Raw genomic sequence first — 23,625 nt, forward strand, 5'->3', positions numbered from 1 at the left:
TTGAATTGCAACCTTCGCTTCAACGATTGCTTAGTATTTTTCAACTAATTTCTGATAAAAACTAGCGACACTTTCTGCCGTTCGAATTAGATTAGCTTCAGTATCTGCTAAAGCTGCTGGCAATTCCTCTGGCTGATGTAAAATAGGAAACGCCGCTGTAATCCCAGCCGCTGCTGTATTGGTCAATCCTTTGTCCACACTTCCGCACAGAGCAATCACCGGAATTTCCTTTGGTACTCGCTGAGCAATTCCTACTGGCGCTTTACCAGAAAGACTTTGTTGATCCATACGACCCTCACCAACGATAACTAAATCAGCGTCCTTTACGGTCTCTTCAAAATCCATCAAATCCAAAACATAATCGATCCCTGATACAATCTGGCCTTGAGCAAAAGCTACCACGCCAGCAGCGATACCACCGCCAGCACCAGCCCCTGACAACGCCAAGACTTCTGGTGCTGCCAATTGATAAAAGCTCTGCAAGGCTTCATCGGTTACTTTTATTTCTTCTTCCCGCAATCCTTTTTGGGGACCAAAAACAGCAGCCGCCCCCTGTTCACCGCAAAGAGGATTCTTTACATCATTAATAATTTTGACCGTTGCCTGATTTAGCTCAGAAAAAACACCCTCGTCGTCAATTTTGGCAACCTTAGCCAAATTTTCGCCAATTGGCAATAGCTCTTTGCCCTCTTCATCTAAGAAACGATAGCCTAGTCCAGCCGCAAAGCCAATCCCGCCATCAACATTGGCACTTCCCCCCACACCAATCCCAATCTCTGTAAAGTTCTGCTGCACTAGATAAACCAATAGTTCTCCTAACCCGTTCGTCTGTAAACGTAAAGGGAACCGCTGCTCAGCAGGTATTTGAGGCAGACCAACCAAATCAGCCATTTCAAAAAAGGCTTGCTGTCCCTTAAAACCATAGCGCATCGCAATTTCATCGCCAAATGGTCCCGTCACTTCAACCTCAGCGATCATTAAGTTCAAGCTGCTGATCAGAGCATCCAAGGTACCTTCTCCACCATCACCAACAGGTAACGTAAGATATTCTGCCTCTGACCATACTCTAGCCAACCCTTTTTGAACTGCAGCTGCAACCTCTGGTGCCGATAGACTCCCTTTAAAAGAGTCAGGCATGATTAATACCTTCATTTTGCACTTTCCTCCTCATAAAAAATACCTTCTTGGTTCAAGTCTTACATTTCTTAAACAAAAATGCAAAGCTTTTCCAAGAAGGTATTTTTTTAAGGTGTGGAGCAAGTATCCGTTTTCGCGAATACTCAGCCAATCGTCTCAAAGCTGAGGGATCTTGCAACAATTTTTACTGAATACTAATGTTCGTTCCGACTTGAATCGTCGGCATTTCTTTTGCTTCTACATAAAGGGTGCCTGGTAATTCTGCTTCCGTTGACCCATCAAAACGCAGGGTAATGTGGCCTAAATCATCTAGGTTTTTCTTCACAACATCCCCAACAGCAGTGATTTGGTACGCCTGGTCATCAAACGAAAAAATCATACCCGGAAGAATCTCATCGGTTGAAGCCTTTAGCTCTATATTGTAGCAGTAATCTGCCAGCGTATCTGGTGCTTCATCGCCGAAAAATATCAACATGTTTTCGGCTTGGAACATTTCAGCTTCCGGTCCAATATTAGTCACTTGCGTCTCAAAAATCATTTTATCATCTCTCCCAACAACTACTTTTACCTACTAGTTTAACTGTACATACCAAAACTTGCCAGCCAAGCTACAACAACCCGCGGTACACCATTTAAGAAACGAGAATACAAGACAGAGGGTACGCCAACTTCAACTGTTTCCGCTTCTGCTTCCTCTAAACCTAAACCAACCGGAATAAAGTCAGCCGCATTTTGCGTATTGATCGCAAACAAGGCTGGTAACGCTAATTGCGGAGGAATGTTTCCTTTCCCAATTTCTACCCCGATCAAGGTTCCTAAAATCTGACTAATAACTGCTCCTGGTCCTAACAATGGTGACAGGAATGGTAGTGAACAGATAAAACCGATAATGATCAGACCAATTACATTGCCTGCCAAGGGCTTCATCATGTTGGCAAAAACCGTTCCGATTCCGGAGCCTTGGATAATCCCAATCAACAAAGATACAAAGGCCATAAAAGGAATGACCGTGTTGATCATCGTTTGAACGCCCTCACGAGCAGACTGGTTAAAGGTAGCTACCACTTTTCCGGCACCCATCCCAATTTTAGCAATAAAACTTTGCTGCTCCGCCCGTTGTTCGGTAATCTTTTTATCAGTAGAATACTTGTATTTCTTTTCTTCTTTTGGTGCTTCTGTCGGTGCAGCGGCTGCTTCACCTTCGTCTGCCAGCATAATTTGATCTACACCAACTGCTGAAACATAAATTTCTTCTGTAATGTATTGTGCCAAAGGACCACTTTTGCCAGTTGGAACAATATTTACTGTAGGAATGTTTTTCTTAGGATAAATCCCGCAGCGCAAGGTTCCGCCGCAATCGATAATTGCTAAAGCAATTTCTTCATCAGGAATAGAGGTTTTAAAGCCATTGACTGGTTCCATCCCGGTTAATTCTGCAATTTTATCTACAATCGCCGGTTTTTCACCGCCGCCAGTTACGTAAATAAACTTGTGTTTTTCTTCTGTCGGAGTAATGACTAATGGTCCGCCAAATCCGCCGTTGCCTTTAACAATCTTAATACTTTTGTAAGTCATCATTTTTCCTCCTCTACTCTACTGTCCGAACGTCTTTACTCAATTCAACACCTTGTTGTTTACAAACAAAGGCTGTCGTAAAGTCTGTTACCCAACCACCGATAAAGTTCATGACAATCCCTACCAGCATGTAACGAATGGCCAGTTCCATTGAATTTAGACCTAGTGCTGTAATTCCTTGAGCGATCCCCATCCAAACAAACAGCTCACCTGGATTAATATGGGGAAACACGCCGTTACTAGTGTGGCAGAACTGTGCTTGAGAAGCATAGTAGCTTGGTTTATAGTACTCCGGCAAGAAACGTGCCATGGTAAAGGACATCGGATTTCCCAGCATGAAGGCTGACAAAAACGGTAAAATCAAGTAACGGGTCAACGGATTTTTAGAAGAAGCTTGCGCTACTTTCGTTACTCGCTCCTCCCCTAAAAAGGCAATCAAGGTATTCATTGCCACCATCAAAAGTAATACAACTGGAACAATTCCTGTCATCCAGCTGATAAATGTTTCAGCACCTGTTTGAAAAAGACCCATAAAGCCTTCTGCGAATTTAATTAGAAAATCCATTTTTAGACACTCCCTTTAGTAAATTTTGTTTGAATTGATTGTTTTAGCATTGATAATTGCAGCCCCACATTCATAGCCGGTGAGACTGGCTGACTTTCTTGATAATTGCCTTTTTCCACTTCCAAATAAACTTTTTGCGCATTCAATACCGCTTGACGGGTCAATTTATTTTCCTTCAATAAAACAGGATGATCTTCAGCCAGCTCGTGGATATCCAGTCCAACAAATTGCATCTTGGGCTTGAATCGCGCTAGGATCGAAGTTCCCTGCATCATTTCTGACTCACCAATTTTTCCCACAGCATCTACCGCAAACAGAATAAGTGTTCCTGAAGCAATCTTTCCAGGTCTTCTACCGATAGCCACCTTGCCTTTTCGGCGCATCCGACCATATACGGTATTGAAATTTTTTATTTGTTTTAAGCCTAAAAACGTCTGAATAATGTAAGCAACAAGAGCAATAGCACCTAGAAAAAAGATATTCATCTTAGACTTCTCCTTTCGTTAATAACTGCGTGTATTCTTCCTTAGAAGTAACTTCCTTCACCTTTTTGCGCAGGTTCGGACTGGAAGAAATGGTAAAAATGGTGTCGTAAAAACTTAACAGCTCATCCTCAGCCTCCATCGTCAAATTGACCGGAATGGCGACTAAAAAGACTAATTCAATTTCTTCAATGGATGGTTTCTCAGGATACGAACCAATAAAAGCAATAATCTGATCACTTTGATTATTAATTCCATGAGGGAAAGCAATCCCATTTTCAATAACTGCTGATTCCTCCTGCGATTTCTGCAGGATGTATTCTTTAAAGGATGCATCAATCCAGCGTTCCAGCTCAAGCTGATTCAGCATTGCCGACAGATTCTCTTCATAAGATTTCTGACTATCTAATGCTGCAAAGCTGAAGTGAACATTTTCGAATGAAGCTGCCTTTGAAGCCATGATTCGTTTCCACTCGCCTAAAAGCCAATTGTCATTAAAAAGATCCGTCAGCTTAATTAAGGTCGTCGGAACTTTGGTTTCCTTCAATGGGATCGTTGTGAATATAGCAAAATAACGATTTAGATCTTTGGTTTGATATTCTTCCTCAGAATAATGAGCAATGCGGATATTAGGGCCCAATACATTGCCTAGCTGACGTTTCAGCATTAAAGCCGTTCCCTTTCCGGTATTACAGACAATCGCAATCTCTTTAAACTTCCCGCTAGTATCTGCCTTCAAGGCCAATTCAAAATAAATTGCCAGATAAGAAATTTCTGCCGTACGCTGCGGCTTGTTTAAAAAGTCTGCCAACGAACGAATGCCGATATCCGCTAGCTCATAAGCAAAAGCATGCTTATTACGAAAATCATGACCGAATATATCATAGGCCTGAACACGAAAAATAATTCGATTCACTAAAAACATAAAATGAGCCCGCAAATTTCTAAATAGCTCGTCTTCGTCAATTGTGATAATTACTGCTTCATGAATAGCTGCCATCATCGTCTGAAACAGTTGTCGAACAATCGGATTTTCTGCTATTTGTTCATCCACCACATTGTTGTTGAAAATAGTTAACGGAAAACACAGAAAATCAAATTCAAACTGACTCAGTGTGACACTGTAGCTTTCCTCAATCGTCACCCGCAACTCTTCAACCTGCACATCTTCCGCAAAATAGTTTACGTAATACGGAACCGCTGCCTGCAACGTTCTCCCCTCTTGAATCCGATCCAAGGTTAAACCAATTACCTTTTGCCACAAACCAGCAGTCCGAAAATCCAGTTTTTTGGTTATGGCTATTTCTTCGATTAGTAATAAAATTGTTTCACTTAAGCTGGTATATTCCAAGTAGTCATAGGCATGGTACAAATACAGCATCCGCAAATTCTCTTCCTGCCCTTGCAGCAGCAAGCCTTTATTGGGGGTTCCAATCAGTGAAACATCAAATTCCTGCAGCAGCTGTTTCAAATTCCGCAGGTCCTTATTTACTGTTGATCGACTAACCCCCAATAATTCAGACAGATCATCAATTACCACGTAATCCTGTCGTTTCATAAAGCAGTCAATCAATACGGCCATGCGTTTACTGCTGGAATTGAAATCCATCTGCTGCTTCAAGCTGCCGTTCATGACCGCCTCAAATTGCTTTGAATCAATCACCTTTAACTGATAAACCCCAGAGGCTTCGACTATTTTAGCCACATGCTCCATCTGTTCATTTAGCAGTTGAATGGTCTTTTTGACTGTTTGTGAAGTTGTATCGGTAATCAGCTCCAACTCTTCCAGAGTCAGCCGATCCTGAGTAATAAAATGCTGCAATACTTGATACCAACGATTCACCAACGCCATCTTATTACCCCGCTTTCACCTTAACCTCTTGTTTTACCACCTGCGACATTGGTTGTAACACCAGTGATATAACTTGCCCGATCCGATAGGTAGTAGCACACTAGATCTGCTACTTCACTTAATTTGCCGCTTCTGCCTAAAGGAATGGTAGTGGTTTTACTATAGTTTTGGCGTAAATCATCAACTGTAATTCCGCGAGTGTAAGCTAGGGCAGTTTCATACTCGATCGTTCGTAAGCCCGTTTCCTCCATGATTCCTGGAGCAATTCCGACAACCCGAATCCCTTGCTTTCCTAGTTCCTTCGCCCAAGAACGGGTATAGCTGTTAACAGCTGCCTTAGTTGCTGCATAGGCACTCTGTCCTTCAGAACCTTCCAGTCCACTTTCAGAAGACATATTGATGATGACACCTTGTTTCTTTCCTACCATTATTCTAGCAACTGCTTGGCTCATTAAGAAGAGGCCTTTTTGATTAATTGCAAAAATCTTATCGAAAACACCATCAGACAATTCAAACTCACCATGCGGCTCTTTACTATCCACCAATAATCTTGGAACATTGATTCCCGCATTGTTCACCAATCCGTCAATCGTTCCAAATTCTGCCACTACTTTCGCTACATTTGCTTCCACCTGTTCTCTCGATGAAATGTCAGTGGCGAAAAAGCGAAGATTCTCGTGCTGCTGGCTGCCTTCCCTTAAGTCGAAGTTCGCAACCTGTACCCCAACCTCTAACAATTCTGCCACGATACTTGCGCCAATTCCTGACGAACCACCAGTCACAATTACTTTTTTTCCTGCAATGTTTAACCAATCTGTCATAGCCCGTTCCTCCTATTTCTAATACACCCAAAGTATAGAACCCTTTGATCACAAAATTAATACGGTCTTTTTTTGCGATGGATAAAAAAAGGTGAACTAATTCGTGAATTTGTGAAAAAAGAGTGGGGAGGTCAAAGAAACACCTCTTAATATTTATTGACATCAAGAGGTGTTTTTCACTAGATTATTGATTTTGATGGGGAATACTTAGTTCAGAATTGCCTGTTTGCAGGTAATGGTTCAGCTCCTGCTGCAATAAATCGGGGGAACGTTCGATGGCATCAATCGTGTCTCCTGCTATGTGAGAGGTGATAATTAGATTGTCTAAGCTTAACAATGGATCGTTGGGGAAAATCGGTTCCTCCCATACAACATCAACTCCGGCACCTGCAATTTTCTTCGTTGCCAAAATATCATAAAAGTCCTGCTTGTTCAAAATATCTGGTCGAGCGGTATTGATCAAATAAGCGCTAGGCTTCATTAACTGCAGGAGCTGCTGATCGATCAGGTTTATCGTCTCTGGTACCACTCGCAAATGTAAGGACACGATATCGGCTTGACGGAAAACTGTTTTGATATCCGTCAGCTGAAGATTGTATCCAGTAGCTTGCAGCTTTTGTTGATCAGCGAAGGCATCGTAAGCAATCACTGGAATACCTAAGCCATTAAGCTTCTTTACTACCCGCTTGCCAATGTGGCCCAATCCAATCAGTCCAACTGTTAAATTAGACAGCGAGGTTTTGTAGGGATCATTGGGAAAATGTTGCGGCCAGTTACCATTTTGAACTTCTTTGAAGGAACGGGCGATATTTCGCACCACACTGTACATCAATCCAATCGTAAAATCCGCCACTGGCTCAGCATTACGAATGACGTGAATCAGCTGTACGTCGGGATGCTTTCCCCATTCAATCAGATCAATGTGTTCCAATCCACCACGACAGGTCCCGATTAATTGTAAATTGTCGGCTGCCTGCAGCATCACTTGAGAAACTGGCGCAATATGAACCAGCAGAATCTCTGCCGTTTTCATCGCATCTACCAATCCTTCCGGCAATGGAAATTCATTGGGACCTTCATGTTCAATTTGTTTAACAATCTGACGAAATGCTTCTCGGGAATATTCAGGATACCAGTCAAAAGCACTGATTTCGCTGGGCCGCTGGAGGTCTAACTTTTGAGCAACCCTTACTAAGCTTTCCGCTGGTACAAAGGGATCCCCTACCACTACAATTTTAGTCATGCTCCTTTTTCTCCAACACACCCGCCTTTGGTACAACTTGAAAGGCCTCGGCCAAATCCCATAATTGCTGATCCGTGATTTTTTGCAGCACTGGTTGATTAGTCGAGCTGATTTTCAAATAGATCCCAGCTGCTTTTTCGGCTGTTTCAATTAACCCAAAAGCATCATCCATCGATTGACCAGCACTCATAATGCCATGATGGGGCCACACTACAATACGGCAATCTACCATTTTTGCAGCCGAAGCCTCTCCTAGTTCATTGGTTCCTGCTACCATCCACGGCAAAACAGCGACTCCATCCGGGAAAACTACCAGACATTCCGTAATCATTTGCCACAAGGTTTTAGTAAATGCTCGATCCTCTAAAGGATGGACAAAGGTCATCGCTGAAATAGCCGAGGCATGGGTATGTAAAATGACTCGGTGCTGCGAATCTTGAGCTAGGCGAACCTGATGGCATTTCAAATGAGAAGCCAGTTCACTTGTCGGCACATCGCCGTTTTCCAGCCCCCACAATAATTCATAGCTATCACCATTTTCTGAAATACGGATCAAAGCCAAACTATCCGCTGGATTATGCTGTACATTTTTAAAATACTTGCCTGACCCCGAAACTAAGAAGATTTCTCCAGCTAGTTCAGGAATCTGAAAAGACAACGGCGTAACCGGAAATTTTCGCTCCAAAGACAAGTAATAGCGGACCTCCTCAGCAGGTATCCGATAGCTGATATTTCCACCATTACGCTCAGCCCAGCCATAACGCCACAGCTGATTGGTGGCTTCGCACATTTCTTGAATAAAAGGCGCTGTTAAGATATTGTGAATTTTCACTTTTTCTACCTCCTATAAAACCAATAGCAGCAGACGACTAACGATAATAAAGGCAAAGCCTAAAACCCCGTGAATAATGTAGGTCTTGTTTTTGACAATGTCTCCATTGCTACCGATAATAATTTTCTTAGCACCATCAAAAAAGATTTTGATAAAAAAAGCGAAGCCAATCAACGTAAACAGTTCACTTAACATGTGTAGCCCTCCTATTCATTAAAAATCTTAAAAGACGAATAACCAACTCCTTGAGCTGGTTACTCGCAGTTGCTTACTGACCGTAATAAGCATTCGCACCGTGTTTGCGTAAATAATGCTTATCTAAAACTCGTTGCGGCAAATTCTCCGCATAGGTATTCAATTGACGAGTAAACAAATTCAGCTTACATACCTCATCCAAAACTACCGCATTCATTACCGCACTGCTGGCATCTTTGCCCCAAGTAAACGGACCATGTCCATGCAGCAAAACGCCGGGAATCTCCATTGGTTGAATGCCTCTCTGACTGAAGGTTTCGACAATCACATTGCCGGTTTCATGCTCATAGCCCTCATCTATTTCCTCTTGAGTTAGCAAACGGGCACAAGGAACTGAACCGTAAAAGGTATCTGCATGCGTGGTGCCCATCGCGGGACAATCCAATCCAGATTGCGCCCAAATTGTTGCCCAAGTAGAATGGGTATGCACAATTCCACCAATTTCAGGGAAAGCTTTGTACAATACAGCATGTGTTGGGGTGTCTGATGAAGGGTTCAGTTTTCCTTCAATTACATTGTTCTCTAAATCTACTACTACCATGTCGTCAGCCGTCATGTTTTCGTAACTAACACCACTTGGTTTAATTACAAAATATTCGGTTTCTTTATCAAACGCACTAACATTGCCCCAAGTATATTTAATTAACCCGTGTTTGGGCAGCTCTAAATTTGCTTGAAAAACTTCTTCTTTTAATTGCTCTAACATAATCGATACTCCTTTTTATTCCGGATGAACAGCTACCACAATCTTGTTGTAGTTTAATTCTCGTTTGAACATCTTCGGTAATACTTCCGGCAGTTCTTTTAAAGAGATTTCATGTGAAATCATTTCTTTGAATTTGATACGTCCTTTAGACATTTCATCCAAGGTGGCCTCCCAAGCTCGACCAGGGTAAGGGGCTGTATAGGAATTCCAGGACCCGGTAACTGTCAGCTCAGCTCGCATAATCCGCTCCGCTTCTGCCTCTGATAATGGTAAATCCTGATGGGAAATACCCACAAAGACAATCCGACCGTGTTTGCGAGTAATCAACAGCGACTGCTTTTGGGTGATTTTACTGCCAGCAGTCTCAATCACCACATCAACACCGAGTCCTGTCAGGTCTTTAATGGCCTGCTCCAAATCGACATCTTTGCTGTTGATGGCAATATCCGCACCCAATTCCTTAGCCAAGGACAATTTGTCATCAAAAATATCCACAGCAATCACGGTTTTCGCACCAAATATTTTAGCAATTTGAATAGCAAACTGGCCGATCGGTCCACAACCTAAAACAGCTACAATGTCTCCTACCTCAATCTGTGCACGACGCAAAGCATGCCAGCTGATTGTCGCCGGCTCCACACCAGCTGCTGAAAGTAAATCTAATTCCTCAGGCATGACTACTGCATGATCTTCAGGCACCGCTACGTATTCGCTGAAAGCTCCATTACTCCCAGTACCAATTATGTTATAATTATCACTAAGCCCATAATTTCCTTCTTTTGTATATTCAGAATTAGGATCTGGGATTAATGGTGCAACGGCTACCTTATCGCCGATCTTGATTTTTGTTACGTTTGATCCCACTTTATCAACCGTACCGCTAAATTCATGACCTAAAATGATTGGGTATATTCTTGCACCGTTTTCTAAGTTTGCGCGGGGCACATCTGACCCACAGATTCCCGCGTAAGCTACTTTAATTAAGACTTCATTCTCGCTAATGGCTGGAACTCCCACTTTTTTATATTCCAAAATTCCTGGTGCCACTAAAACACTTGCCTCCATTTGCTTTGCCATGCTTTCATCTCCTATGCTACTTTTGTTTCACCTGAAGGTTGTTCCCCATTATTTTTTGCTGCTGCCCGTTCAAGGTAATCGTAAAAAGCTTCCTTATTTTTACGGAACAAGAAGTAAACAACAAAGTATGCCACAATGGTTAAACCAATGAAGATTGGATTTTGACTTAAGAACGCTAAGAAAATCAAGCCAAAAATCGGTTTTCCTAAAATATTGAAGCTGGTTACCATCAATGCACCCGCTGGTAAAGTAACTCCAACTGTCTGAGCAATTTCTGTAAACATTGGTGCTGTATAGGTACACATGTACAAGCCTAAGCTGAACCAAATAGCACCATTCAATAAGGTTTTTGCAATATTTCCGTTAGTTAAACAAACTAACGCCTGAACCATGTACGGAATTGCTAATAAATCAACTACTGGCAAGGTTTGATTGCCTGGTAAAATCATCGCCAAGGCTACCATAATTGGGATTAAAATAATTCCAGAAATCAAGGTCGCTGGTTCCCCATAACCAGTTGCATCATTCACTCCAAGGTACCATTCACGTTCCTTATTGTTACCGCGAACATTTTTGCTGGCAGCCTGTGAAATTGGGTTAAAGGCTTGCGCAAAGATTCCCGCTACTTTCGGAAAAATTGCCATTACTGCACTTGTAGCAATTCCTACCTGCGTAATTTGGCCCCAAGATTCTAAACTGCCTAGTTGGCTGAAATTTCCTAAAATTCCTAAGAATAACCCTAAAAACAAACCTAACGAAATGGGTTCTCCCAAAAAACCAAGTTTCTTTTGCAGCCCTTGCGGATTCATTCGTACCTTGTGTAAACCAATCATATTCCAAACCGGGTCCATGATTAAGGCGAAAATACCTGGTTCAATATTGTGCATTGCAATGATGGTGCAATTAGGATAGTTATAATAGGTTGACCATCTTCGCGCCAGCATTTCTGATAGAAGCAGGCTATACATATTTAATAAACACATCAACCCAACAGCTAAAATCATGTTGCGAGTGGCCAGATAAACCATTGAGCCCCAAACCATGTAAGAATAATTATTCCATAAATCCGATGGTTGGAATACGTTGGTCCATTTCACCAAGAATAAAACGGTTTGTAAGACCAAAGCAATCACTAAGTAAATCATGCCCGCTTCTGTTGAATAAGCGACTAATGCGGTTGCTTGCCAGCCGACATCAAAGGCAGGTAAATTAATTCCCGTCTGATCCACCATTTGCTGAACAACTTCTGAAATAATCGGTGTATATGAGTTCAAAATCAATGTAAAGCCCATCAATCCGACACCAGCGTATAAACCAGACAGGAAGGCTTTTTGTGTTTTAACCTTCAAAACCTTTGCAACAACAAAAATCATGACTGGTACAAATACCGCCGAACCAAAAGTATCAAACACATTTTTTAACGTTTCTAACATCTCACTACTCCTTTACGCGTTTTTATTTTTTTCCAACTCTGCTAGAACTCCTGCCACTTCCTCCAAAAATTCATCAACAAAGCCAGTTAAAAATCCCATGGCATTCACTATTGGCACTCCATAATCTCCTTCTGGCAATGGACTGGTATAGGTGATAAAATCAAACATTCCTCCTTGAGCTAATTGCAGCGCTTCAGTTGGCCGTGCTTCCATTGTTGTAATGAAATATCCCATTTCTTCTGACGATTCCCTCAGCTTCTCTGCAACCATTGACGAAGTAACTGTACCTGATCCACACACCGATAAGACTTTGTAGTGCTTCATTTTTGTCTCCCCCTATGCCTGTTACTGCTTATCTAGCTCTGCTAAAACACCATCAATTTCTTCTAGAAATTCTTCATCGCCAAAGCCAGTTAGAAAACCAATCGCATTGACCACGGGAACACCATATTCTCCTTCTGGTAATGGGCTAGTGTAGGTAATAAAATCAAAGGTTCCGCCTTGAGCCAGCTGCAATGCTTCGGTTGGTCGTGCTTCAGTTGTCATGATACGATAACCTTTCTCTTCTAACGCTTCTCTTAATTTTTCTGCCACCATTGATGATGTGACTGTGCCTGATCCGCAAACGGATAATACATTGTACTGTTTCATTATTTTTCCTCCTGTCTGTTTTAAACGACTTCTAATTCTAATTTTGATAAAATACGATACATTTCTTCACATGAGTTGGATTGCTCCAATTGTTTCAGGGTCTCCACGTCTTGGAAAAGACCCATTAGCTTGCTAAGCATTTTTACCTGACCATCAGGATCTTCCACTGCCATCAGGATCACCAACGATACTTCCACTTCCTTGGTTGGATCGATCATAGAGCAGACATATATCGGTTTCTTCAAGGTTGCAATCGCCAATACTGATTGATTCACATGCTCTCGATCCGTATGAGGAATGGCAATTCCATAATTTCCCATGCTTAATCCCGTAGGAAATCCTTTTTCCCTCTCAACGACTGCGGGTACATAACTAGCCTTTACATATCCCAGCTCCTCCATTCTCCCCCCAAGAAAACGAACCAGTGTTTCGTAATCATCAGGGGCCAGTTTATAAAATAAAAGTTCTTTTTTTAGCACGCTATCTCCTCCTTACTTGTCTTGCTAATGAAAAGATAGCACGGAAACGGTTTCTTTTGAATTTGTTTTGGAATTACTTTTTACTCAACAAATTCAGCATTACTTGTATGAATTGCTGAAAACGTTGATTTAACAAAGGTTATTTCTAGTAAAAAATAAGAAAGCTCCTCTGATTTTTTTATCAGAGGAGTCTTTCCTATTTTTTCACAGCGGAAATAACAGACAAAATTTCTGCTTTATTATCAGCGGCTGCCAATTTTTCTAGCATTTTTTTATCACTGGCTATCTTCAAAAGCTCCATCATTGGCTGAATATGCTGCTTTCTATCAACTGCTGAGATAACCACTACATAATAGAAACACTGGTCCTCACTTTGAAAACCCTGCTTGACCTTAGTAAAGCACATACCTAAGCTTTTCGTACCGTTTTCTGGAACAGTATGAGGAATAACGATACTATTTCCCAGTAAAATATTTGGCGCAACTACCGGAAACTGCTCCCGTAAACTCGTTAAGTAGCGAGGCTCCACAATATCACGATCGATTAGGTTTTGGGTCGTTTTCTGTAAGACACTTTCCCAGCTTTCCTCGCCATCTAGCAAAACGATACTTTCCGGTGTTATAACATCACTAAGGTGTAGTTTGTTCTGGTTTGTCAGCACTTCCTGATCCTGAATTTGGAAGATTGAGTTGTAAGATATCAGCAGCTCTTTACGAATTCGTTCTTCAATTTCTGGCGACAGCTCAACATACTTCTTAACAATTGCCAAGGTATAATCCGGTTGCAGTTTGTAGCTGTCAATTTTGTAAATCAACTGAATCACTTCGTTGACGATTAAATTCTTATTCATAGTCGATAAGTCATTCCCCACCACAATCACCGGCAATTCGGTTGTTAATGGTGTCGTGGAAAAGATCAACTGAACATCCAATTCATTCTCTTGTTGGTAGAATTCTCGAATTGAGCAAGCTGGCAGAAAACGGATCATAGGAAACCAATTATCCAACGTATTCTCCAAAAGCTTCGAACTGATAATACCATTCGGACAAACGACCATCGCATTAACCGTTGTTTTACTTTCGTTAATCGGCTTTTCCTTTTGCATGTAAGCTCCCACAAACATGGTGATTAAATAAACCTCATCGTTAGGAATCCGTTCTTGGAAAAATTCCTCTAATGGTGCGATTGAAGTTTTCACCATGAAAAATAAAGGATTCAACTGAGTCTTCACAAAATCTGTAATCGTATAGTCACTAGTCAAACCATATTTAATCCGATAATAGGCCGGTGCCAGATGCAACGCTAGATTTTCAATCAATTGTGCTTTATCATTTAGCTGAATTACAATATTTTTTTCCAACAATTCGATAAAATCTGTTATATGGCTGCGCAACGCATCCGTGTTTAACGAAAACATATTGCTTAAATCAGTAATCTTTAAAGAAAGAATAAATAGACACAAATACAAGTGCTCACTGTAACTTTTTGGCAATTCATAGCGCCCAGCCAGTACCTTTACGATGGCTGCATACTCCTTAGTATCCATTACCTCTTTAGCAATGGATCCAAAGCGCTGATCCAATAAGTGTCCATTTCGCACACGCTTTGTCAGCAAATTCAAAAAATACGGCGCGGTCTGAATCCGGTTGTCCGTATAATGTACCTGCAGTTCCGATTCAATCATACGGATCAACTTGCGTTTTTCTTCAATTTCCTGTTCCGAAATCAGCAAATACTTATGGAAAATCACCGTATTGTAAATTGACTCCATCACCTTATCCGTGATAGAGAGAATCACACCGCGAATAATTTCTTCATTTCCCTTAAAATAATATCCTTTTTTACGAGAATACTCGATCGTAATTCGGTGCTTACCTAAAAATTCCTTCAGCTTCTTAATATCTGAAACAATCGTATTTTTGCTGACCTCCAATGTGTCGGAAAAATGATACAACGATAAATAATCTGACGAAAAAACCAGCAGTAAAATCACTAACAGTCGATATTCTTCATCTAAAAAACTGCTTTCCGTTGCCTTTAAGCGGCTCTCACTATTCGCTAGACCAGAAAAATCATCCACCACTTTAGCATCAACCACAAAATGGCCTTTGCGGGAACGAATAATCGGTTCATAGGTATTGTCCTTCAAAAACTCATTGATTTTCTTAATCGAATAATCCAATTGATTCCGAGTTAACTTATTTTTCTCCATCAGCTCTTTGGACGTAATCTGTACACTGGAAGAAATCAGCTGCAGCAGCTGTACATTGCGATTATCTAATTCCATTTAAACTCACCTGCCTAAGTCATTTTCCAACTAGTCTAACCTTAAATCCAATTTTAGTAAACGGTATCATTCAATTTAATCACCGATCAGCTGATTGATTTTACACTCATTTTCACAAAAAAAGATGACCCAAAACACCCGGCGGCATTTTGAATCATCTTCTTATTTTACTTAAAACTCATCCGGATTGGACTCGATCATAACCTTGATCTCATTGCCCTCCATGACTTTATCAAAGGCGGTACGCCATTCTTCCAACGGATATTTTTTAGTAATCATTTCATCGATATGGATAGCTCCTTTGGCTAACAGATGAATCGCAATCGGCCAGTCGTAAGGATTTTGTGAGCGGCTGCCCACATACTCAATTTCTCGTTGAATAATTGTTTCTAAATCCAGTTCATTCATTTTATCTCTGAATAGACCGACTTGAACGAAAATTCCTTGCTTGCGCATCAGCGGTAAACTGGCATTAACAGCCGGCAAGGCTCCTGAAGCATCATAAACCTTATCAACACCATAGCCATCAGTGACTTCCTCAACAACCTCGGCTAGATTTTCTTTCATTGTATCGACAACGACATCAGCCCCCATTTTTTTTGCCAGCTCAAGTCGATGCGCATCTTTGGTAATCCCCGTCATGATGACGAAGGCACCGATATCTTTAGCGATTTGCAACAGGAATAAACCGATTGGGCCAGGGCCCATAATGATAATTTTATCCTGCAATTCCAAACGGCTTTTTTGATACATGGCATGGACGCAGCAAGCTAGCGGTTCACTCATAGCCGCCCCCTCATAACTCAATTCATCCGGCAGTAAATGAATGCTTTCTTCTCTAGCTAAAACGTAATTGGCCATACTGCCGTTTTGCTGGGTACCAATTCCTTTACGGTGGGGACACAGATTGTATTGTTTTTCCTTACAATAGTCGCATTCGTTGCAGACAGTAAAAGTCGTTTCACTGGTTACGCGATCTCCCACTTTTACCTTTTTTACTTGATTACCCACTGCAACGACTTGTCCGGAAAATTCATGTCCCAAGACAACTGGAGTTGTTGGATTTTTGTATTCACCTTTAAAGGTATGGATATCTGATCCACAAATGCCGGTGTACGCAACTTTGATCAATACCTTGTCAGCAGTTGCTTCTGGTATTTCTAAGTCGATAAATGCCATTTGATCGTAACCAGGTGCCTGCTTTGAGACACCTTTCATCATTTTATTCATTACTATAAAACCCTCCTACATGATTGAGTTGACTAACTGTGCCAATTTTAAGAAAATCCAGTTCAAGATATTTCCGCCGGTATCCAAATTACTGATTTGAGCAGCACCTTCTGGGAATTCAACAATCCCTTCGGCCATCGTCGTTAAGGTTGGGGCAAAGTCAGTCGCCATCAATAGCGCAAGTGCAATTACGACAGTTAGAGATAAAACCGAGTGCAAAATGTTCCCTTTACGACTAGGTACAACCAAGGCCGCAAAGAAAGGAATCGTTGCCAAGTCACCAAACGGTAATACGCGGTTTCCTGGCAAAATAACCGCTAAGAACAACGTGATTGGCACCATCAACAGTCCTGTTGATAATGCAGCTGGAGAGCCTGTTGCTAAAGCCGCATCCATTCCTAAGTAAATTTCCCGATCGCCATAACGACTTTGCAACATTTTTTGAGCACTTTCTTGAATTGGAATTAATCCTTCCATCAAGATTTTCACCATCCGCGGCATCAGGAACATCACACCACCCATGGTCATCCCAATTTGAAGAATCCCAGCAATATCATAACCACCCAGCAAACCTAAAAATACCCCGATAATAATTCCCATAATCATTGGTTCGCCGAAAATACCAAAACGTTTTTGAATTGTTTCTGGCTTAACATCTAATTTGTTGATTCCTGGAATACGATCAATCAGCCATCCGATGGGAATCGCCAAAACTGCATAGCCCTGAGCTGATCCGGTTGGTAAGCTGACACCTTCTAATCCGTAGTATTCTTGCATTTTTGGTGCAGTCTTATCAGCAATAATTTGCACAAATACGGTATAAATAATGCCGCAGATGATGCCAAAAAGAAAATTATTTGTTACAATGTAACCGGTTGCTGCAGCCGCACTCATGTGCCAATAGTTCCAAATATCGATATTCAGTGTCTTTGTCCAGTTCATTGCTAACATGATCAGGTTCACTATCAAAATAATTGGAATCATCACAGCTGCGATTGGTTGCGCCCAAGTACCAGCTGCGACTGTTGGCCAGCCTGCGTCGATGATTGTTAAGTTTAGCCCAAACCGTTCAACCATTGCCTGTGCTGCAGGACCAACACTTGTTGTTAATAAATTAATGACTAAGTTAATCCCAATCATCCCAATACCAACCGTAAGACCTGAAATAATGGCTTTTTTCAGTGGAACTCGAAAGACAATCCCCACAATAAACATGATAATCGGCAGCACAACACTTGAACCCATGTTCAAAATACTTTGTACAACGTTTGTTAAGCTATCCATTCAATTAAATCCTCCTTAAATATATTAAGGAATAATTCTTCAGTAAAAATCATTCCTATTTACCTTCAGCTATTACCCTATTAATCTAATGAATTCACAGCTTCCAAAATTTCATTCTCAACTTTTTCCGTGTTAATGCCAGTTAAGAAGGCCATCGCTTTGATCGCTGGAATCTTGTATTCCGTTGGCAGCATCGTTGTTGAGATCAAAATATCCGCTTCATCCTGTTTTGCTGATGCTTCCGCGATTTTAATTTGCATAATTTCTACCGGGATCTGATTGCGGGCAAACAAGTCCTCTACCTTTTTCATAACTACTGTTGATGTTGCAATTCCTGCTCCACATGCGACTAATACTTTTACTTTTCTTTTCATTGTATTTTCCCCTATCCTATAAATTATTTTTTTGAATGACTTCCAATAGTGATACTTCGTTTGACGCCAATAACATTTCTGACAACAGGGTTTCATTTTGTAAGAGCCCCATTAACGACTGCAGCATTTCCAATTGTGCATGAGGCTGATTCAGTCCTAAGACAAACACAATATCCGCCTTTACCTGCACCTCTTTATCCTCCATGCTGTTAAAAACAACCGGACGTTCATTGGTTACTACTGCCACAAACTCCTTCAAGACACATTCCGAATCCGTATGAGGGATCGCTGCACCTAGATTTTGCAGCTGAATACCTGTTGGAAAGGTCTCCTCTCTTTCTTTAATCCGTGACAGAAAGTCTTCTCGAACCCACCCTAGATTAAGTGCTCGCTGAGAAACCTGTTCCAACAGTTCATCCCGCGAATCGTAAACTTCCTGTACAAAAATCAGGGGTGTTTTCAAATACCCGCTTAGTTTGGTTTCCGCCGTCATTTCATTACCTCCAATAATCTTTATTGAAGCTCGCTAAAGCTTCCCGTACTTCTTTTTCATTCTTAGCTTGTTCAAGTTGATCAAGTTGTTTTGCCCCTGCCAAGCTCATTAATTCAAAAATCAGATCAATGTGTTCATCCTTATCATTTGATCCCAACAGTACAACTGTCTTGATTCGGCTGCCGTCATCTGCGATCAGTGCATGCTTCAAGATACCTAAACTGATACCTACACCGATTGCGCCAGCCTCTGGAACCGTATGTGGCAATACGATGCGGTTACGTAAAACTGTGTACGCTGGCAAGGTTGGCATTTCTTTTTTCAAGGCTTCAATATAATTCTTGGTGATTACTTTGTGTTTTTCTAAAGGTACTGCCAGTTCATCCAAAACTGTCAGCCATTCGGTTGGTTCTTCGAAAATTCGAATTGTTTCACCTTTCAATAAATCAATTAAATGCGGCTTTTTTTTCGTCAGTATTTTTGATTCCTTTGGGGTGAATAAATTCAGCAATTCGCTATACAGCTGATCTTCATCTGTAACAGTCGCATATTTTTTCACCATCGATAACACCTTCTCAGGAGTGACCACTCCTGGCTGAATCGCAGCCGTTGATCGCAGCACCCGTTCCCGCAGCTGCTTTTTCTCTGGTTCGGTTAAAAAGCTGTTGACGACAAATACCTTTTTCTCCGTTTTTAAAGGGACGGCTGAGAAAATGAAGTCCACCTCATAATCTTGCTGATAGAATTCTCGGGCCGACATCAAAGCGACAAAATCAATTTCCGGCAACAAGTTTCGCAACGTATTTTCCAATAGAACAGCAATCGAGACTCCATTGGGACATACGATAATACCTTTTTTACGATTTTCTGGATGAATAATTTTCGTACTTTCTACAATGTGACTGCCGATAAACAAGGAGATAAAGAATAGTTCAGCATCTGGAATTTTCTGACCAAAGAACTCCTCTAACGGTCCACTGGCTTCCTTAACTAGATATACCAGGGAAAATAAATTGGCATCCTTATTTTCCTGATAATATTTCGTTTGCAGGTTCAAATGATACTTAATCCGATAATAGGCTGGCCGCATATGAACCAGCAGACGGTCCAGCAGTTTTTCCTTATCTTCTAAGCTCACGCCAGCAATTTTTTCAAAGTTGGCGATGACCCCTTCCAACGCTTCCTTCATCTTGTTGATTTCCTTTAAAGAAAGGATGTCGCCCCGGGAAAGATTTGTCGTTAAAAGCAGCATTGTAAGATACACTCGTTCGTTCTCACTTAAGCCATCTACATCCCATACTACCCGGTCAGCAGCCAAGTATTCCTTCGTATCTGCCAGCTCCCGATAATTCACCTTAAAGCTATAGGAAATCATCTTGCCCTTTTGCGCTCGTCGAATCAGTAAAATGATCAGCAGCGGCAAAATCTTCAAACGCTCATCAGTGAAACGAACCTCTAAATCCTGTTCAATCATCTCCACCCTTTTGCGAAAGGTTTCAATCATTTCTACCTCCAGATTAGCAAACTGAATGATGAAATTAATGCCGTTATACATCTCAGCCAAGTGACCTAAAACATCCGATAACAACTGCCTTTTGTTCCATTCATCTCCGTCGATGAAGTAGCCTTTTTGCCGCGTGTACTTTAAGGCTAAATCATGCCGTGTGACGTCCTGATTGGTTTCTTTTAAATCGCGCAAAATCGTGTTGCGGCTTACCTGCAAGTCATCAATAAAATGATTCAGCGAGAGATAATCTTCTTTACTTATAAGCATCAATTCAATTAGATAGACACGTTCCTTGCCGGAAAACACATAATTCTCCTGTGGTTCTCCCAGCGTTTCATCACCACCTTTAAAATAGGACAACGTCTCATTTGGAATAATAAAGCGACCATTCTTCGTTCGCTTGATCTCTGCTAATTTTTCATCTTGCAGCGAATCATTGATTTTCTTTAATGCGTAATTCAATTGTCCACGGGAAAGATCAAACTTCTCACACAGCGCTTTACTAGCCAGCTGTGGATTATTGATGAGTTCCATAAAAATTTGATTCGTTCGTTTTTCTAAGTTCATAGCCATCCCTCTCACAATTACAATTTATTATAAAATCGCTTACATTGCTACCAGCGTTGTTCCCAAAAGATTCAGTGTTTTTTATGCAACATGAGACCTTTATCCTTAGCCTCCTTTGCCATCTGTTTGTTCTTTTATAAACAAATCGACTAAATCAGAGCTGCTGATCTCTTCAATATACTTTTTTGGCAACCCTTTATGCAACTTGGTACTCTGACTTCCTATTTTTTCCATGAAACAGTCTCATTATTTAACTATACTATGCTGCAATAAGAGACTGATTGTTTTACATTTTTTTGCGATCGCGCTATAGTGAAAGTGGCTATATTATAGTAAAAAATACTAAAAAAGGAGCTTTTACTCATGACAGTAAACGTAGATTCCAAAGAATATCTCGACCGACTCAACGCTTGGTGGCGTGCGGCCAATTATATTTCTGTCGCCCAAATTTATTTAAAGGATAATCCTTTATTAAAGCGCTCCATTCAAAAAGAAGACATTAAAGCTCATCCAATCGGACACTGGGGCACCATTGCCGGCCAAAACTTCATTTATGCTCATTTAAATCGGGTCATTAATAAGTATGATTTGAACATGTTCTACATTGAAGGTCCCGGACATGGCGGCCAAGTAATGGTCTCTAACTCTTACTTAGATGGCAGCTATTCTGAAATTTATCCCGAAGTTACTCAAGACGAAGCCGGCTTAAAACGCTTATTTAAAATGTTCTCATTTCCTGGTGGGATTGCCTCTCATGCAGCACCGGAAACACCGGGTTCTATTCATGAAGGCGGCGAATTAGGCTACTCAATCTCTCATGCAACCGGAGCGATCTTAGATAATCCTGATGTCATTGCAGCAACTGTTGTCGGGGATGGCGAATCAGAAACTGGCCCATTAGCTGGCAGTTGGTTTTCTAATGTATTCATTAACCCGGTCAATGATGGGGCTGTTTTACCCATTCTTTATCTAAATGGCGGAAAAATTTCTAATCCTACCATTCTTTCCCGTAAAAGCAACGAAGACTTAGTGAAATACTTTGAGGGAATGGGCTGGAAACCTTATTTTGTTGAAGGAACCGATCCTGAGAAGGTTCATCCAATCATGGCGGAAACCTTGGATAAAGTAATTGAAGAAATTAAGGCGATTCAAACAAAAGCTCGTCAAGGTAAAGCTGAAGATGCAACCATGCCGCAATGGCCGGTCATCATTTTCCGGACACCAAAAGGCTGGACCGGTCCTGAAAGCTGGGATGGCGAAAAAATTGAAGGTACCTTCCGGGCCCATCAAGTACCTATTCCGGTAGATGCCGATCACATGGAACATGCCGATAAACTGGTTAAATGGTTGAAATCTTACCATCCAGAAGAATTGTTTGATGAAAATGGAACAGTGATAGATTCAATTCGTGAAATTTCACCAAAGGGAATCAAACGGATGTCCAGCAATCCCATTACCAATGGCGGAATTGATCCTAAGCCTTTGAATATGCCAGATTGGCGTGCATTAGCTGTAGATACTTCACATCCAGGTGCTGTTACAGCACAAGATATGATCGTCTTCGGTGGTCACGCTAGGGATATCATAAAAAACAACCCTGACAACTTCCGAATTTTTGGACCAGACGAAACCAAATCCAACCGCTTGAACAAAGTGTTTGAAGTAACCAATCGTCAATGGCTGGAACCTAAGTTGAGCTCAGACGAATGGCAGTCTTCTGTTGGTCGGGTAATTGATGGTCAATTATCAGAACATCAGGCCGAAGGTTTCTTGGAAGGCTACGTATTAACTGGTCGTCACGGATTCTTCGCCAGCTACGAATCCTTCCTGCGGGTAGTAGATTCCATGCTGACGCAGCATTTCAAATGGATGCGCAAAGCCAGCGATCAGCCTTGGCGTAAGCATTATCCATCTTTGAATCTGATTTCAACATCCACGGTCTTCCAGCAAGACCATAATGGCTACACTCACCAAGATCCGGGTGTTTTGTCTCACTTGGCTGAGAAAAAGCCCGAATTTATTCGTGAATATTTGCCTGCTGATGCCAATACTTTAATGGCAGTGATGGATAAAGCCTTGCAGGAAGAACAAGTGATTAACTTAATCGTTTCTAGTAAGCATCCGCGTCCTCAGTTCTATTCGGTTGAAGAAGCAGAGGAATTAGTGGATAAAGGCTTAAAAGTAATTGACTGGGCCAGCACAGACGGTGACAGCGAACCAGACATCGTTATTGCTGCTGCCGGAACTGAACCAAATCTGGAAGCTTTAGCTGCTGTCAGCATTCTAAATAAGCATTATCCAGAAATGAAGATTCGTTTTATCAATGTGGTCGACATTTTGAAATTGCGTCATCCTGATAATGACCCTCGTGGGTTAAGTGATGAAGAATTCGATGACTTGTTTACTAAGGATAAACCGATCGTCTTTGCTTTCCATGGCTATGAAAACATGATTCGTGATTTCTTCTTTGATCGTCATAATCATCATTTGTATATTCATGGCTATCGTGAAAATGGTGACATTACTACACCATTTGACATGCGCGTTTACAGCGAAATGGACCGTTTCCACTTAGCACAAGCCGCAGCTAATGCCGCTTATGGCGAAAAAGCTGCCGACTTCTCAGAAGAAATGGATGAAATTTTGCAACGTCATCATGATTACATCCGAGCGGAAGGAAAAGACCTAATTGATGTAACTGACTGGACTTGGGAAGATTTGCAAAGATAAACTGAAGACACAAAAATAAGGCCGAAACCCTTGATTATTCGTCAA

General features: G+C 41.4%; 24 protein-coding genes. 1 reads left to right on the top strand and 23 read right to left on the bottom strand.

Annotation, left to right across the window (positions count from 1 at the left end):
- Positions 1-30: 30 nt before the first annotated feature.
- The 23 genes from IGI49_RS13795 to IGI49_RS13905 form a co-directional block, all read right to left on the bottom strand.
- A complete protein-coding gene (locus IGI49_RS13795; protein WP_429962170.1) occupies positions 31-1,152 on the bottom strand; it encodes a glycerate kinase family protein in 1,122 nt (373 codons plus the stop codon).
- 169 nt (positions 1,153-1,321) lie between these two features.
- Entirely contained in the window at positions 1,322-1,675 is a 354-nt protein-coding gene (locus IGI49_RS13800; RefSeq protein ID WP_429962171.1) for a PTS glucitol/sorbitol transporter subunit IIA, read from the bottom strand.
- A 38-nt stretch (positions 1,676-1,713) separates the two neighbouring features.
- Positions 1,714-2,712: a PTS glucitol/sorbitol transporter subunit IIB gene (srlE, locus tag IGI49_RS13805; protein WP_207703927.1), complete on the bottom strand. Its 999-nt coding sequence runs from the start codon at positions 2,710-2,712 to the stop codon at positions 1,714-1,716.
- Positions 2,713-2,725: 13 nt separating this feature from the next.
- Positions 2,726-3,277, bottom strand: a complete 552-nt coding sequence (srlA, locus tag IGI49_RS13810) for a PTS glucitol/sorbitol transporter subunit IIC (RefSeq protein WP_207703926.1) — start codon at positions 3,275-3,277, stop codon at positions 2,726-2,728.
- A 2-nt stretch (positions 3,278-3,279) separates the two neighbouring features.
- Positions 3,280-3,762, bottom strand: coding sequence for a transcriptional regulator GutM (locus IGI49_RS13815; protein WP_429962172.1), 483 nt, complete (start codon positions 3,760-3,762; stop codon positions 3,280-3,282).
- A 1-nt stretch (position 3,763) separates the two neighbouring features.
- Positions 3,764-5,611, bottom strand: a complete 1,848-nt coding sequence (locus IGI49_RS13820; RefSeq protein ID WP_429962173.1) for a BglG family transcription antiterminator — start codon at positions 5,609-5,611, stop codon at positions 3,764-3,766.
- Between the two features lie 20 nt (positions 5,612-5,631).
- The gene (locus IGI49_RS13825; RefSeq protein ID WP_207703923.1) at positions 5,632-6,432 is read right to left on the bottom strand and encodes an SDR family oxidoreductase; all 801 of its coding nucleotides are present in this window, start codon (positions 6,430-6,432) and stop codon (positions 5,632-5,634) included.
- 184 nt (positions 6,433-6,616) lie between these two features.
- Positions 6,617-7,675, bottom strand: coding sequence for an NAD(P)-dependent oxidoreductase (locus IGI49_RS13830; RefSeq protein WP_429962174.1), 1,059 nt, complete (start codon positions 7,673-7,675; stop codon positions 6,617-6,619).
- The gene (rhaD, locus tag IGI49_RS13835; protein ID WP_429962175.1) at positions 7,668-8,507 is read right to left on the bottom strand and encodes a rhamnulose-1-phosphate aldolase; all 840 of its coding nucleotides are present in this window, start codon (positions 8,505-8,507) and stop codon (positions 7,668-7,670) included. The genes IGI49_RS13830 and rhaD overlap by 8 nt, the downstream gene beginning before the upstream one ends.
- A gap of 12 nt (positions 8,508-8,519) precedes the next feature.
- Complete coding sequence (locus IGI49_RS13840; RefSeq protein ID WP_429962176.1) at positions 8,520-8,702, bottom strand: hypothetical protein; 183 nt, start codon at positions 8,700-8,702, stop codon at positions 8,520-8,522.
- 73 nt (positions 8,703-8,775) lie between these two features.
- Entirely contained in the window at positions 8,776-9,468 is a 693-nt protein-coding gene (locus tag IGI49_RS13845; protein WP_429962177.1) for an L-ribulose-5-phosphate 4-epimerase, read from the bottom strand.
- A 15-nt stretch (positions 9,469-9,483) separates the two neighbouring features.
- Positions 9,484-10,545: a galactitol-1-phosphate 5-dehydrogenase gene (locus IGI49_RS13850; protein ID WP_429962178.1), complete on the bottom strand. Its 1,062-nt coding sequence runs from the start codon at positions 10,543-10,545 to the stop codon at positions 9,484-9,486.
- Between the two features lie 11 nt (positions 10,546-10,556).
- The gene (locus IGI49_RS13855; protein WP_429962179.1) at positions 10,557-11,978 is read right to left on the bottom strand and encodes a PTS galactitol transporter subunit IIC; all 1,422 of its coding nucleotides are present in this window, start codon (positions 11,976-11,978) and stop codon (positions 10,557-10,559) included.
- A 12-nt stretch (positions 11,979-11,990) separates the two neighbouring features.
- Positions 11,991-12,302: a PTS fructose transporter subunit IIB gene (locus IGI49_RS13860; protein WP_429962180.1), complete on the bottom strand. Its 312-nt coding sequence runs from the start codon at positions 12,300-12,302 to the stop codon at positions 11,991-11,993.
- Between the two features lie 21 nt (positions 12,303-12,323).
- On the bottom strand, positions 12,324-12,629 hold the full coding sequence (locus IGI49_RS13865) for a PTS sugar transporter subunit IIB (RefSeq protein WP_429962181.1): 306 nt from the start codon (positions 12,627-12,629) through the stop codon (positions 12,324-12,326).
- Between the two features lie 20 nt (positions 12,630-12,649).
- Positions 12,650-13,108: a PTS sugar transporter subunit IIA gene (locus tag IGI49_RS13870; protein WP_429962182.1), complete on the bottom strand. Its 459-nt coding sequence runs from the start codon at positions 13,106-13,108 to the stop codon at positions 12,650-12,652.
- Between the two features lie 196 nt (positions 13,109-13,304).
- A complete protein-coding gene (locus IGI49_RS13875; protein ID WP_429962183.1) occupies positions 13,305-15,395 on the bottom strand; it encodes a PRD domain-containing protein in 2,091 nt (696 codons plus the stop codon).
- A gap of 171 nt (positions 15,396-15,566) precedes the next feature.
- On the bottom strand, positions 15,567-16,625 hold the full coding sequence (locus IGI49_RS13880; RefSeq protein WP_429962184.1) for a zinc-binding dehydrogenase: 1,059 nt from the start codon (positions 16,623-16,625) through the stop codon (positions 15,567-15,569).
- A gap of 15 nt (positions 16,626-16,640) precedes the next feature.
- The gene (locus IGI49_RS13885; RefSeq protein ID WP_429962185.1) at positions 16,641-17,909 is read right to left on the bottom strand and encodes a PTS galactitol transporter subunit IIC; all 1,269 of its coding nucleotides are present in this window, start codon (positions 17,907-17,909) and stop codon (positions 16,641-16,643) included.
- 80 nt (positions 17,910-17,989) lie between these two features.
- Positions 17,990-18,283 (bottom strand): PTS sugar transporter subunit IIB, encoded by a 294-nt coding sequence (locus IGI49_RS13890; RefSeq protein ID WP_207703911.1) that lies wholly within the window; start codon positions 18,281-18,283, stop codon positions 17,990-17,992.
- Positions 18,284-18,299: 16 nt separating this feature from the next.
- Entirely contained in the window at positions 18,300-18,776 is a 477-nt protein-coding gene (locus IGI49_RS13895; RefSeq protein WP_429962186.1) for a PTS sugar transporter subunit IIA, read from the bottom strand.
- A gap of 4 nt (positions 18,777-18,780) precedes the next feature.
- Positions 18,781-20,850 carry a BglG family transcription antiterminator gene (locus IGI49_RS13900; RefSeq protein ID WP_429962187.1) on the bottom strand — a complete coding sequence of 690 codons (2,070 nt, stop codon included), beginning with the start codon at positions 20,848-20,850 and terminating at the stop codon, positions 18,781-18,783.
- 105 nt (positions 20,851-20,955) lie between these two features.
- On the bottom strand, positions 20,956-21,084 hold the full coding sequence (locus IGI49_RS13905) for a hypothetical protein (RefSeq protein WP_278253138.1): 129 nt from the start codon (positions 21,082-21,084) through the stop codon (positions 20,956-20,958).
- Positions 21,085-21,213: 129 nt separating this feature from the next.
- On the opposite strand from IGI49_RS13905, the gene IGI49_RS13910 reads away from it, so the two are divergent.
- Entirely contained in the window at positions 21,214-23,580 is a 2,367-nt protein-coding gene (locus IGI49_RS13910) for a phosphoketolase family protein (protein ID WP_429962188.1), read from the top strand.
- Positions 23,581-23,625 lie beyond the last annotated feature (45 nt).

The sequence above is a fragment of the Enterococcus sp. AZ071 genome (assembly GCF_050499065.1).
GTDB classification, from domain to species: domain Bacteria; phylum Bacillota; class Bacilli; order Lactobacillales; family Enterococcaceae; genus Enterococcus_A; species Enterococcus_A ferrettii.

Bases quoted from the DNA above. Each gene is read 5' to 3' on its own strand.
- IGI49_RS13800 (WP_429962171.1), bottom strand. From the start codon at position 1,675: ATGATTTTTGAGACGCAAGTGACTAATATTGGACCGGAAGCTGAAATG.
- IGI49_RS13855 (WP_429962179.1), bottom strand. From the start codon at position 11,978: ATGTTAGAAACGTTAAAAAATGTGTTTGATACTTTTGGTTCGGCGGTA.
- IGI49_RS13815 (WP_429962172.1), bottom strand. From the start codon at position 3,762: ATGAATATCTTTTTTCTAGGTGCTATTGCTCTTGTTGCTTACATTATT.
- IGI49_RS13860 (WP_429962180.1), bottom strand. From the start codon at position 12,302: ATGAAGCACTACAAAGTCTTATCGGTGTGTGGATCAGGTACAGTTACT.
- IGI49_RS13890 (WP_207703911.1), bottom strand. From the start codon at position 18,283: ATGAAAAGAAAAGTAAAAGTATTAGTCGCATGTGGAGCAGGAATTGCA.
- IGI49_RS13905 (WP_278253138.1), bottom strand. From the start codon at position 21,084: ATGGAAAAAATAGGAAGTCAGAGTACCAAGTTGCATAAAGGGTTGCCA.
- IGI49_RS13830 (WP_429962174.1), bottom strand. From the start codon at position 7,675: ATGACTAAAATTGTAGTGGTAGGGGATCCCTTTGTACCAGCGGAAAGC.
- IGI49_RS13910 (WP_429962188.1), top strand. From the start codon at position 21,214: ATGACAGTAAACGTAGATTCCAAAGAATATCTCGACCGACTCAACGCT.
- srlA (WP_207703926.1), bottom strand. From the start codon at position 3,277: ATGGATTTTCTAATTAAATTCGCAGAAGGCTTTATGGGTCTTTTTCAA.
- IGI49_RS13880 (WP_429962184.1), bottom strand. From the start codon at position 16,625: ATGAATAAAATGATGAAAGGTGTCTCAAAGCAGGCACCTGGTTACGAT.
- IGI49_RS13820 (WP_429962173.1), bottom strand. From the start codon at position 5,611: ATGGCGTTGGTGAATCGTTGGTATCAAGTATTGCAGCATTTTATTACT.
- IGI49_RS13865 (WP_429962181.1), bottom strand. From the start codon at position 12,629: ATGAAACAGTACAATGTATTATCCGTTTGCGGATCAGGCACAGTCACA.
- srlE (WP_207703927.1), bottom strand. From the start codon at position 2,712: ATGACTTACAAAAGTATTAAGATTGTTAAAGGCAACGGCGGATTTGGC.
- IGI49_RS13885 (WP_429962185.1), bottom strand. From the start codon at position 17,909: ATGGATAGCTTAACAAACGTTGTACAAAGTATTTTGAACATGGGTTCA.
- IGI49_RS13795 (WP_429962170.1), bottom strand. From the start codon at position 1,152: ATGAAGGTATTAATCATGCCTGACTCTTTTAAAGGGAGTCTATCGGCA.
- IGI49_RS13825 (WP_207703923.1), bottom strand. From the start codon at position 6,432: ATGACAGATTGGTTAAACATTGCAGGAAAAAAAGTAATTGTGACTGGT.
- IGI49_RS13900 (WP_429962187.1), bottom strand. From the start codon at position 20,850: ATGAACTTAGAAAAACGAACGAATCAAATTTTTATGGAACTCATCAAT.
- IGI49_RS13875 (WP_429962183.1), bottom strand. From the start codon at position 15,395: ATGGAATTAGATAATCGCAATGTACAGCTGCTGCAGCTGATTTCTTCC.
- IGI49_RS13840 (WP_429962176.1), bottom strand. From the start codon at position 8,702: ATGTTAAGTGAACTGTTTACGTTGATTGGCTTCGCTTTTTTTATCAAA.
- IGI49_RS13850 (WP_429962178.1), bottom strand. From the start codon at position 10,545: ATGGCAAAGCAAATGGAGGCAAGTGTTTTAGTGGCACCAGGAATTTTG.
- IGI49_RS13845 (WP_429962177.1), bottom strand. From the start codon at position 9,468: ATGTTAGAGCAATTAAAAGAAGAAGTTTTTCAAGCAAATTTAGAGCTG.
- IGI49_RS13895 (WP_429962186.1), bottom strand. From the start codon at position 18,776: ATGACGGCGGAAACCAAACTAAGCGGGTATTTGAAAACACCCCTGATT.